Origin of the sequence: Yersinia fenwicki, from assembly GCF_043099325.1 — a bacterium.
Taxonomy (GTDB): Bacteria; Pseudomonadota; Gammaproteobacteria; order Enterobacterales; family Enterobacteriaceae; genus Yersinia.
Map to the genome: position 1 here is coordinate 4,144,160 of NZ_CP170755.1, position 11,488 is coordinate 4,155,647.

Genomic DNA, 11,488 nt, shown 5'->3' on the forward strand with positions numbered 1-11,488 from the left:
ACCTTTGTCGGATAACCCTCAATAAAATCAGGGAAACTTGCCTACTGCAACTGTGAGCATCTCCGCGTTATCCAAAACCATTTTCTGCCAAACTTCACACTTTGTTATGACGACCTATTAAATTTACATATTCTTTTGCGATACAGGTCGAATTGTTTTCTTAATGGAAAAGCCACGATGGAGAAAGCCATGTTTAAGCGTCCGCTGACGTTATCCCTTCTTGCCAGCCTGATTGCTCTCACAACCTCAACAGCGCAGGCCGCGACGGTTGATTTGCGAGTACTGGAAACCACCGACCTGCATAGCAATATGATGGATTTCGATTATTACAAAGACAAACCTACGGAGAAATTCGGCCTGGTCCGTACGGCAAGTCTGATTGAAGCGGCTCGCCAACAAGCCACTAACAGTGTGCTGGTGGATAATGGCGACCTGATTCAGGGCAGCCCACTGGGTGATTATATGGCCGCCAAAGGGTTAAAGGCCGGTGAGATTCATCCTGTTTATAAGGCGATGAACACACTGGATTATGCCGTGGGCAACATCGGCAACCATGAATTTAATTATGGTCTGGATTATCTAAAAAAATCACTGGCAGGGGCTAAATTCCCCTATGTTAATGCCAACGTCATTGATGTCAAAACCGGTAAACCCCTGTTTCAACCTTATATAATTGTTAATACCCCGGTCAAAGATCGCGACGGGAAAAACCATAACCTGCGTATTGGGTACATTGGTTTTGTGCCTCCGCAAGTCATGATATGGGATAAAGCCAACCTTACCGGCAAAGTTACCGTCGATGACATCACCGAAACCGCTAAAAAATGGGTACCGGAAATGCGTAAGCAAGGTGCCGACTTAGTGGTCGCTATCCCCCACTCCGGCCTCTCCAGTGACCCTTACAAAACTATGGCGGAAAACTCGGTTTACTACCTCAGCCAAGTGCCAGGAATTGATGCCATTATGTTTGGCCATGCCCACGCCGTTTTCCCGAGTAAAGACTTTGCCACTATCAAAGGGGCGGATATTGCACAGGGAACATTAAACGGTATTCCGGCAGTGATGCCAGGCCAGTGGGGTGACCATCTTGGTGTAGTTGATTTTGTTCTGAATAACGACCAAGGCCAGTGGCAGGTGACTCAAGCCAAGGCCGAAGCCCGCCCTATCTTTGATAAAGCGACACAAAAATCGCTGGCCGCCGAAAATGCAAACCTGGTCAAAGTGTTAGCCGCCGATCATCAAGGCACCCGTAATTTTGTCAGTCAACCGATCGGCAAAGCATCGGATAATATGTATAGCTATTTGTCGCTGATCCAAGACGATCCGACAGTACAAATTGTCAATAATGCCCAGCGCGCCTATACCGAACACTTTATTCAGGGCGATCCTGATTTGGCCGATTTACCGGTACTTTCTGCTGCAGCGCCCTTTAAAGCCGGTGGCCGTAAAAATGACCCCGCCAGTTTTGTCGAAGTGGAAAAAGACGAACTGACCTTCCGCAACGCCGCCGACCTCTATCTTTACCCGAACACATTGGTGGTAGTGAAAGCCAGCGGCGCGGATGTTAAACAATGGCTGGAGTGCTCCGCCGGACAATTTAATCAAATTGATGTGAACAGCAGTAAACCGCAGTCACTGATTAACTGGGAAGGTTTCCGTACTTATAATTTCGATGTTATCGATGGGGTTAACTATGAAATTGATGTCAGCCAGCCTGCGCGCTATGACGGCGAGTGTGCGCTAATTAATGACAAAGCTGAACGCATCAAAAATCTGACGTTTAATGGCAAACCTATTGATCCGAAAGCCACATTCCTGATTGCCACCAACAACTACCGAGCCTATAGCGGTAAATTTGCTGGCACCGGTGATAGTCATATTGCGTTCGCCTCTCCAGATGAAAACCGGGCGGTTCTGTCAGCTTATATCAGTGCAGAAACCAAAAAAAATGGGCAGGTAACCCCGCAAGCGGATAACAACTGGCGTTTAGCGACGCTGAACAGTCCGCAGCCGCTGGATGTTCGTTTTGAAACCTCACCAAGTGCCAAAGCCGCTGAATTTATTAAGCAAAAAGCGCAATACCCAATGAAAGCAATGGGTACTGACGAGATCGGTTTCGAAGTATACAAAATAGATTTACAGCAGAAATAACCTCTGGCCACAGCGCCACGCTTTGCTACTGACAAAGTTAAATGAAGGAGAATCGTGCCGTTGGGGTCGTAGTGGTGTGAGCCACCGGAGTACCCCTTGGTACGGTAAACCCTTCACTCACTGAGCTATCAGCAGTTTTGTCATTAACCTCTTGCCACAGCGCGTTACGGAGCGCTGTGGCTGTCTCACCTACCTCTTTAGAGCTATATCGCAATTTATAACATGTACTTATTATGCATGTTATAAATATTTAATTACTCAATGAGGTGTCATCATGGATTACCGCAATCAATCTCTAGGGGCTTTGGCTATCGCCATTCCACGGGCAACAAAATTATTCCGTCAGCATCAGTTGGATTTCTGCTGTGGTGGCAAGCAAACACTGTTACGGGCCGCCACTAAGTTAAATCTTAATATTGATGAGCTGGAGGCGCAGCTTAGTGCTTTGCAAGCCGAACCGCAGTCATCTGAGGATTGGCAACAGCAACCGCTGGCAGACATCATTGATTTTATTATCAGCCGCTATCACAACCGCCATCGCGAACAACTGCCAGAATTGATTCTTATGGCAGAAAAAGTTGAACGCGTTCATGGCGAGAAACCAGCCTGCCCTCGTGGATTAGCAACCGAACTGACGGCGATTTTAGAAGAACTGACCCAGCATATGTACAAAGAGGAACAAATTCTGTTTCCAATGATCAAACGCGGTATGGGGTCACAGGCCGGTGGGCCCATCTTTGTGATGGAAGCTGAGCATGATGCGGTAGGGCAACAATTGGAAATCGTTAAACGACTAACACAAAATATGACGCCACCAGAAGGTGCCTGTAATACCTGGCGCGCGCTTTACACTGGCATCAATGAATTCATAACTGACCTGATGGAACATATTCATCTGGAAAACAATTTGCTGTTTCCCCGCGCGCTGGATGGCGAATAACTTCATTGCCCATTATTTACCGGCTCACTAAATGCCAAAGGGCGACATCATGTCGCCCTTTTTTTATTGTCACTGTTTGCGAAAATTACAGAATTTCCAACAGTTCCACTTCAAACATTAATGCGCTGAATGGTGGGATAGTCGCACCAGCACCACGCTCGCCATAAGCCAGGTTGTGCGGGATGTACAACTTCCACTTAGAACCAACTGGCATCATGGACAGAGCTTCAATCCAGCCCGGAATAACACCACTGACTGGGAATTCTGCAGGCTGGCCACGTTCAACTGAGCTATCAAATACAGTGCCATCTACCAGACGGCCAGTATAGTGTACCCGTACACGGTCTTGACGGGATGGGATCGGGCCATCACCCGCCTGTAATACAGAGAATTGTAAGCCAGATTCAGTGGTGGTAACGTCATCACGCTTGGCATTCTCTTCCAGGAATGCTTTCCCTTCTTCTACCAAAGCCTGTTGGCGCTCAACACGCACTTTATCAGCTTTTTCATGCACTTCCTGTAGCGCGCGATGTATGACATCAACAGGAACGGTGGGTGCATTCCCTTCCATCGCGTCACGCAAACCTGCCAACAGTGCTTCTGGCAGTAAACCTTCCAGCCCGGACTCTTGCAATTGTTGCCCGATTTGTAAACCAATTCCGTAGCTTGCTTGCGCTTCAACGCTATCAAAAGAAGGGGTTGTCATGGATTTTCCTTTAGTCGCTAATCATGTCGAAGCCGTCAGCATAACAGCAGCAGGGGAGTGCGGTAAAATCTTGCTTCGCGAATGATGACTTTTGTCGTAGAAAAAGAAACAATAGTCGCGGATCCCTCTTTAGGTATCACCAGATTCTGTCTTTTGGCATCAGTTAGACAGTGGCTTAGCCCAACTTCAAGCAAGAAGGGTTATACTTAGAAGCCTATGGGTAAAGTGCCATTTTATTATTTATGTAGTTTTACGTAGTCGAAGAGAGGTCACCATGGGCAGAATCGCGCCCAGGAGAAGGAAAAGCACTCGGGTTTATCAGCCACTGCTGCACACCTGGCTGAGTATCAGGCAGAGAATAATGCCAGATGCTAAAAATGTTGATGATCATAATCTGATGTCTGAAGTCAGTGCGTCTGAACACATTTCTCCCGCAGAGGATATCACCCCTACTGAAAATAATGTGTCCCCTGAAAGTGTCGCTACCGCCGCACAGGAAAAAGGGATTAAAAAGCTACTGCTGAAAATCTGGCACTTGCCAGACAATTTTGAGTGGATGGAGCCATTACCTCACTTTCACCGTCGCTGGGTCATTATTGCAACCACAGTATTGCTGCTGGCACTGTTGTGGCCGGTTTCCCGTGATAATACCAATAATGCATTTCCGGTGAGTGCACCGTCCACAGACGTGCCACTACAGGCCCAATTACAGGGTAATCTTGATGCTCCGCCACCTCCAACGGTGGCACCACCGGTTACACCTGAGGCGACTCCCCCGCTACAGGGAAATTGGCAGAGTTATCAAATTCAAGCAGGAAAAACACTGGCACAGCTATTTCGCGATAATAATTTGCCGGTAAATGACGTTTTTGCCATGGCGCAAGCCGAAGGTAATGATAAACCGCTCAGTAACCTTAAAGCCGGTCAGGAAGTCAAAATCATGCTGGATGCACAAGGCGTGGTCACCGCCTTGGCTATTGAAACCACCAATAGTACGGAAGTGCTGTTTACCCGCCAAAGCGATGGCAGCTATCGTCGCGTGCGTTAATGGCTGCGAACCATAGCCCTTCTATCTAACGCCTTATTTTCTTTGATATTGTCATCCTAACTCCCCTCGAATTAAGTTGTTTTGGATGGTTAACGCCATCCACTAGCTGACAGCTGTATTTATAAACAGCTGTATTCATAAATTGAGGGAATGATGATGAAATATAAATTACCTTTCGTGTTGCTACTGATGCCCTTTGGCGCATTCGCAACACAGCATTGCCCGGCTATTGATACCATCAAACACAGCAACGGAGTCTATAACGCCCATACCGCTGGTGTGGGCGAGTGGGGGGGCACCTTACAAGGGGATATCCCCCACGACGGCACGATTAAGAGTTTCCATGAAGCCCTTTTGATTCTCAATAGTGATGGCGGAGAAGATAATATTATTGATCAGGGGCGGTTCCAGAAATGTACCTATAACTTGCAAGCCGAAGGTAAGTTACTTGATATGTACTTCGATAATAAAACATGGCGGGCATCTATCAGTGGAAAACCCTATTGGCAGTATCAACAAGCGGCGTTCTTTGAACTTTACCGCTGTTCGGGAGTGGCACCTGAACTGTGTGAGTTTGATATTATGTTGCCAGCGGCACCCTAATGCCTTTTGTCACTTGCCTCAAAAGCAAAACGCCAGCACGAGGCTGGCGTTTTAACAGGTTTACAGCAGCGTAACTTACGCTTCTGGAACCACGATCACGTTCAATTGCGCGAACACGTCGCTGTGTACCTGGAAGTGAACTTCATGATCACCAGTAGTACGCAGAACGCCATTCGGCAGACGAACTTCGCTCTTGGCTACTTCAACGCCAGCTGCAGTAACTGCATCAGCGATGTCGCGAGTACCGATAGAGCCGAACAGTTTGCCTTCATCACCTGCTTTAGAAGCGATGGTGACGCTGACCAGTTCGTTAATTTTGGTTGCGCGAGCTTCAGCAGCAGCCAGAACGCCAGCCAATTTGGCTTCCAATTCTGCACGGCGTGCTTCAAAGAACTCAACGTTTTTCTTAGTTGCCGGAACAGCTTTACCCTGTGGAACCAGGAAGTTACGAGCGTAGCCCGCTTTAACGTTCACTTGGTCACCCAGGCTGCCCAGGTTTGCTACTTTATCAAGCAGAATAACTTGCATTACCTTATCCTCTCAAAGTCGTTAATGGACAGTGGCCGATTACTGATGACGATCAGTGTACGGCAACAAAGACAGGTAGCGTGCGCGCTTGATACAACGGGCGAGCTGACGCTGGTATTTTGCGCGAGTACCGGTAATACGGCTCGGGACAATTTTACCACTTTCAGTGATATAGTTTTTCAGCGTAGCGATATCTTTATAATCAATCTCTACAACGCCTTCCGCGGTAAAACGGCAGAACTTGCGACGACGGAAATAACGTGCCATTTGGCTAGTCTCCAGAATCTATAAATTCAATCTGCTCGGCATGCAGAACCAATTTGTTTAGCCCATTGCGGCCTTGATGGCAACTAATGAAGCCTTCAACGGTTAACTGACTGCCGACCGTTATACTGTGAGTTAATGCTTGTGACTTTTGCCCGCTGACGATGATGGGCATTCTGCACCATGTTTGTCGGCTAAATCCGGCTTCCTGCTGTGTTGATCGGTGCTCAAGCACAAATTGACAATGCGGAATTCCAGAAGGACTTACTTTTCGAACCGGTGTCTTGCACACAGTGCCAGAGAGTACCAGACGATTAGTGGTCACCACGGCAATTACTCTTCAGAATCCCCAGCTTCAGAATCATCATTGGCTTCTGACGCAAAGTCGTGACGCTCACGGCGTTCGTCTTTCGCTTTAACCATTGGTGATGCTTCAGTTACCGCGTGCTTAACGCGCATAACCATGCTACGGATAACGGCGTCGTTGAAGCGGAAGTTTGTTTCCAGCTCATCGATCGCTTCCTGCGGCGCTTCAACGTTCAGCAGAACGTAGTGAGCTTTATGCAGTTTGTTGATCGGATAAGCCAGTTGACGGCGGCCCCAGTCTTCCAGACGGTGGATCGTACCAGCAGCATTAGTGATAGTTGCACTATAGCGCTCGATCATGCCCGGAACCTGTTCGCTTTGGTCAGGATGGACCATAAAAACGATTTCGTAATGACGCATCGATTATTGCTCCTTACGGATTATTCAGCCTCCTGATAGGGTCAACCGCGGCCCATGGAGGCAAGGAACGTGTTTGTGTGCGGCTGAAAAATGACGCGTAACTATACTTGCGGGCGGCTTGAAACTCAAGGACTGCGGGGGATTTATTCTTGTTCTAACCCTTACTCAACAAAAATCGCACTTTTTGTTCATTAAACAACCAATGGATGTAGATCCACTCGTCTACTAAATATTTCAATCAAATCATTATCTCGACATAAATATCATTCACTTTTTTTGACAGAATGAATCAATTACTACGTATTTTTAAATTAACAAAAACGACTAGAATTATTTACATCCACCGCACATCCCCAATAGATTTCAATATGTAGGAAGGCGACAACAGTTCCATGCACGTTAATGCCGTTCTCTATCGCTAAAATTCAATAGATAAATACAACACCAGAGAAACATCGATAAAAAAGACAATACTCATCCCCATTCCCCCGCTTGTCGGGGGTTTTTTATAGATGTTGATTAAAGAAATGCGTCCCTGCAGTTAAGGCAGTAGGGGTAATTTTATGACCAACGCCTGCCTCTGTAAGATAGGTCAGGTGGTTATCACGCCCGCTGACTCTCAGTGCCTGAACCAAGCGCCCACTCTCCGCCGCTGGCACCACATCATCCGCTTCGCCATGCCAAACCAATAAAGGCCGCTCAGCAATTTTTTCCAACTGATGGGAAAGATCATAATCTGACAGGGGTGCAAGACGACGTTCAAACTCCGCCGGGCTGAGCTCCTGTCCTGCGTTCAAAGGTGGAAACAGCGAATGCGCCAACGAAGTAAAATAGCCTGACCCCATAAAATTGGCCGCAACACTGAGCCAAGGGTAGCGAGCAAACGCGCCTAATGCGGTCATCCCCCCCATTGATGCACCCGCAACACCCATTCGATCACCGTCAATCAATCCAGCCTGTTGATAATGCTGTTTAAGCCCAGGTAGTTCATCAATATTTGATTTGAGGATTTCCCAGAAATGAGACAGTCGCTGAGTTTCATTGCCGTCAAAACGCGCACCATGCATATCTGCATCTGGCGCTATAGTGCGAAAGCCGGCTTGGGCGAAAGCATAGGCAAAATAGGAATAGACTTCTTTTGACGAGGTGTAGCCATGATAAAAGAAAATGGTGGGTAACGGCTGCTGACGCTGGCCCACAGGGGCTGCATGGATGACCTCAATCCCATTAATGTTTTCCAGCGACATCTCAATCATGGTGAAAATCCTTGATTTATCAGGCAGCGAACAGGCTTATAACAGATAGATGCAGTGTGCCAAAATGAAGATATAAAGTCTTAAATCAATTTCTTCCAAGATATTCCCTCATACTTGAGGTTGCAGCGTTACACTTGAGAAATAATGGGCTTAGCAGTGATATCGCAGCTGACAAAGGGGCAAAAATGAATTTAAAACGTGTAATGGTAGTCTTACTGGTCACTTTGGGACTCTCGGCTTGCAGTGCTTTTCACATTACTCCGGTTCCGCCACCTGTTGCTCAGCCCTATGCCCAGGAAATCACCCGCGCACAGAGCCTTAATTTACAAAAAGTGGGCACCGTTTCAGCTCAAGTATTTGGCAGCCCAATGGATATTGAAGCTGAAATTAAACGTAGAGCCAATGCCAGTGGTGCGCCCTACTATTTGATTATCATGATGTCTGACAGTATTTATCCAGGCATTTGGTATGCTAATGCTCTGTTGTATAAATAATTAGCTGTATAAATGATTTCGTGCTTATTTTATGCCGCTACCGCGACTGAGCAGCAGCGCGCAAACCGCTTCAGGCACCATGTATTGATCTCGGTGATCTAGCGTCATGCGACACCAGGCGTCGGCCAATGGCGGCGAGGCAAACCGCAGCAATTGAGATGCACAACATAAGTCAAAAAGTTGCTGAGTTATCGCCCGCCCCTGTTCTTCCTTGGGATTTTTCAGCCGCTGCTGCAATTGTCGCCATGCCCGGTCAAACAACCGATTTTGCCCTCGCACTGAATAAAACTCTTGCTGAAGCATTTCTATTGTAGAAGGGAGTTTGCGGAAGGTTCGCAGCACATCAAGACACATAATATTGCCAGAGCCTTCCCAAATGCTGTTGACCGGCATTTCACGATAAATCCGCGGCAGCTCGCTTTGTTCGCAATAGCCAATCCCGCCGAGAACTTCCATCGCCTCGGCGACAAACCCGCTGCCCAGCCCGCAGACACGATATTTTGCCGCTGGCGTCAGCAGCCGACTGAATACCTGCTCATGAACCTCGCCGGTGTTCTCCCATGCACTGGCCAGACGCATCAATAACGCGGTATGGCCTTCTAAACGCAATGCCATACGACTTAAGACTTGCCGCATCAAAGGCTGGTCAACTAATGCTTTACCAAAGGCCTGCCGCTGCCACGCATGATACAGCGCGACGGAGAAGGCTCTTCTCATCAGGCCATGACTACCGAGCGCACAATCAAAACGAGTATATCCACCCATTTTTAGAATTTGGCGAATGCCGTCGCCCTCATCGCCTAATAACCACGCGGTAGCATTATCAAATTCAACTTCACTGCTGGCATTGGAACGATTGCCGAGCTTCTCTTTCAGGCGCTCTAAGCGAATGGCATTATAGGTGCCGTCCGGCAATACTTTAGGCAGGAAAAAACAAGATAGCCCCCCTTCGGCTTGAGCCAATATCAGATGCGCGTCACTTTGAGGTACCGAGAAAAACCATTTGTGTCCGACCAGACGATAAGCTTCACCATTACCGCGTACCTCTAGCGGCACTGCTCTGGTGGAGTTACTTAACACATCGGATCCGCCCTGTTTCTCAGTCATACCCATGCCAATTAATAAACCACGCTTCTGGCTACCGACGATTTGATGCGAGTCATAGCGATCTGAAAGCAGTGCTGGTATCCAGCTTTGGAATAACGGCGAAAGTGTTTGTTGCAGCAGCGGAATGGCACCAAATGTCATAGTTATTGGGCATAATGTCCCCGCCTCTACCTGAGCATGCAGGATAAAACGCGCCGCTCTGGCGACGAAAGAACCTATCCGCGCATCTTCCTGCCAAGGCAAATTATGCACCCGGTGATTAACCAACTCTTGCATTAACACATACCAGGCAGGATGGAATCGCACCTGATCCAATCTCTGGCCAGCTGCATCATAGCGCAATAATTCTGGCGGATTGGCGTTTGCCAGCCGCCCTAATTCAAGCAACTCCTGTGAGCCAAGTTGAAGTCCAATCCGAGAAAGATCCTCTTCATCCCAGCCAGCATGTTCCCGCATCACTGCTTCCCGCAAGGCCCTATCAGACAGATATAAATTACTGTTAGATAAAGGCTCTGGCTGGTTGAAAACCAAATGAGTCTGCCACTCCATACCTTCCTCCATTTCGGTACTTATTGTGAAATCGGCATTCATAAATCAGGTTTAAGTATGGTGCAGGCGGTTTTTTTTGCTGACAGACATATCACAAACAGCGATTAATCCACTCTATATCGCTGATAGTGATGCGAAATTCTCTGTGTGAAAAATAAAAAACAAAAAGCCAACATCCGGAAATGTTGGCTTGATTGAAATGCCGGTATGAAATGCATATACCCAAGTACTTCGGGATGCAGGTAGGCGGCAAGTGAGCGAGTCCCCAGGAACTTACACAAGTAAGTGACTGGGGTGAGTGAAGGCAGCCAACACCCTGCATCTTGAAGGGCGACGGGTAGATTAGGCTTTAAGCGCTCGCTGACGCACTGCTTCAAACAAACACACACCGGTAGCAACCGACACATTGAGTGAAGAAACACTCCCTGCCATCGGAATGCTGATCAGTTCATCACAGTGTTCGCGGGTCAAACGGCGCATACCTTCGCCCTCAGCTCCCATCACTAATGCCATCGGACCGGTCATTTTGCTTTGATACAATGTATGATCTGCTTCACCGGCAGTCCCGACAATCCAGACATTGTGCTCTTGTAACACTCGCAGCGTACGCGCCAGATTAGTGACTTTAATCAATGGTACGTTTTCAGCAGCACCACTGGCGACCTTCTTGGCGATGGCATTCAGCTGCGCTGAGCGATCCCGTGGCACGATAACCGCATGGACACCCGCAGCATCTGCACTGCGCAAGCACGCTCCCAGATTATGAGGATCAGTAACGCCATCGAGCACTAACAGGAAAGGGGTTTCTACACTTTCCAGTAACGCTGGCAAGTCATTTTCCTGATACTGACGCCCTTCACGGACTCGCGCCACAATACCCTGATGGACACCACCTTCAACCTGTGAATCCAGCCACTGGCGGCTGGCAACCTGAATCACTAAACCGGCAGCTTCCAGTTCGGCAATCAAAGGCTGTAGGCGACGATCGTCACGACCTTTCAGAATAAACACTTCCAGAAAACGTTGTGGATCATTGTCTAACAAAGCTTTGACGGAGTGAATGCCGTAAATAATTTCGCTCATGATGCTCTTTTATAAATGATTAAATATAAATGA

At 47.8% G+C, this 11,488-nt stretch carries 13 protein-coding genes; 5 read left to right on the forward strand and 8 right to left on the reverse strand.

Features of this window, described 5'->3' with window-relative positions; all coding sequences use genetic code 11:
* Positions 1–177 precede the first annotated feature (177 nt).
* A complete protein-coding gene (locus ACF3VQ_RS18755; RefSeq protein WP_392432507.1) occupies positions 178–2,151 on the forward strand; it encodes a bifunctional 2',3'-cyclic-nucleotide 2'-phosphodiesterase/3'-nucleotidase in 1,974 nt (657 codons plus the stop codon).
* Between the two features lie 274 nt (positions 2,152–2,425).
* Complete coding sequence (gene ytfE, locus ACF3VQ_RS18760; RefSeq protein WP_392432508.1) at positions 2,426–3,091, forward strand: iron-sulfur cluster repair protein YtfE; 666 nt, start codon at positions 2,426–2,428, stop codon at positions 3,089–3,091.
* 85 nt (positions 3,092–3,176) lie between these two features.
* On the opposite strand, the gene ACF3VQ_RS18765 is transcribed toward ytfE, so the two are convergent.
* On the reverse strand, positions 3,177–3,797 hold the full coding sequence (locus ACF3VQ_RS18765) for a peptidylprolyl isomerase (protein WP_392432509.1): 621 nt from the start codon (positions 3,795–3,797) through the stop codon (positions 3,177–3,179).
* A gap of 274 nt (positions 3,798–4,071) precedes the next feature.
* On the opposite strand from ACF3VQ_RS18765, the gene ACF3VQ_RS18770 reads away from it, so the two are divergent.
* On the forward strand, positions 4,072–4,845 hold the full coding sequence (locus tag ACF3VQ_RS18770; RefSeq protein ID WP_392432510.1) for a LysM-like peptidoglycan-binding domain-containing protein: 774 nt from the start codon (positions 4,072–4,074) through the stop codon (positions 4,843–4,845).
* Positions 4,846–4,998: 153 nt separating this feature from the next.
* Positions 4,999–5,448, forward strand: coding sequence for a DUF3757 domain-containing protein (locus ACF3VQ_RS18775; RefSeq protein ID WP_392435703.1), 450 nt, complete (start codon positions 4,999–5,001; stop codon positions 5,446–5,448).
* A gap of 75 nt (positions 5,449–5,523) precedes the next feature.
* On the opposite strand, the gene rplI is transcribed toward ACF3VQ_RS18775, so the two are convergent.
* From rplI to yjfP, 5 genes are all read right to left on the reverse strand, one after another.
* On the reverse strand, positions 5,524–5,976 hold the full coding sequence (rplI, locus tag ACF3VQ_RS18780) for a 50S ribosomal protein L9 (protein ID WP_025379720.1): 453 nt from the start codon (positions 5,974–5,976) through the stop codon (positions 5,524–5,526).
* Between the two features lie 39 nt (positions 5,977–6,015).
* Positions 6,016–6,243, reverse strand: coding sequence for a 30S ribosomal protein S18 (gene rpsR, locus ACF3VQ_RS18785; RefSeq protein ID WP_002210155.1), 228 nt, complete (start codon positions 6,241–6,243; stop codon positions 6,016–6,018).
* A gap of 4 nt (positions 6,244–6,247) precedes the next feature.
* Positions 6,248–6,568 (reverse strand): primosomal replication protein N, encoded by a 321-nt coding sequence (priB, locus tag ACF3VQ_RS18790; protein ID WP_020282467.1) that lies wholly within the window; start codon positions 6,566–6,568, stop codon positions 6,248–6,250.
* 5 nt (positions 6,569–6,573) lie between these two features.
* Positions 6,574–6,966, reverse strand: coding sequence for a 30S ribosomal protein S6 (gene rpsF, locus ACF3VQ_RS18795; protein ID WP_002210153.1), 393 nt, complete (start codon positions 6,964–6,966; stop codon positions 6,574–6,576).
* A 506-nt stretch (positions 6,967–7,472) separates the two neighbouring features.
* Positions 7,473–8,222: an esterase gene (gene yjfP, locus ACF3VQ_RS18800; protein ID WP_392432511.1), complete on the reverse strand. Its 750-nt coding sequence runs from the start codon at positions 8,220–8,222 to the stop codon at positions 7,473–7,475.
* Positions 8,223–8,407: 185 nt separating this feature from the next.
* On the opposite strand from yjfP, the gene bsmA reads away from it, so the two are divergent.
* Positions 8,408–8,716, forward strand: coding sequence for a biofilm peroxide resistance protein BsmA (gene bsmA / locus ACF3VQ_RS18805; protein ID WP_392432512.1), 309 nt, complete (start codon positions 8,408–8,410; stop codon positions 8,714–8,716).
* Between the two features lie 24 nt (positions 8,717–8,740).
* Here bsmA and ACF3VQ_RS18810 read toward each other — a convergent pair whose 3' ends face one another.
* The gene (locus tag ACF3VQ_RS18810; RefSeq protein WP_392432513.1) at positions 8,741–10,384 is read right to left on the reverse strand and encodes an isovaleryl-CoA dehydrogenase; all 1,644 of its coding nucleotides are present in this window, start codon (positions 10,382–10,384) and stop codon (positions 8,741–8,743) included.
* Positions 10,385–10,714: 330 nt separating this feature from the next.
* Positions 10,715–11,455: a 23S rRNA (guanosine(2251)-2'-O)-methyltransferase RlmB gene (rlmB, locus tag ACF3VQ_RS18815; protein ID WP_011815427.1), complete on the reverse strand. Its 741-nt coding sequence runs from the start codon at positions 11,453–11,455 to the stop codon at positions 10,715–10,717.
* Positions 11,456–11,488 lie beyond the last annotated feature (33 nt).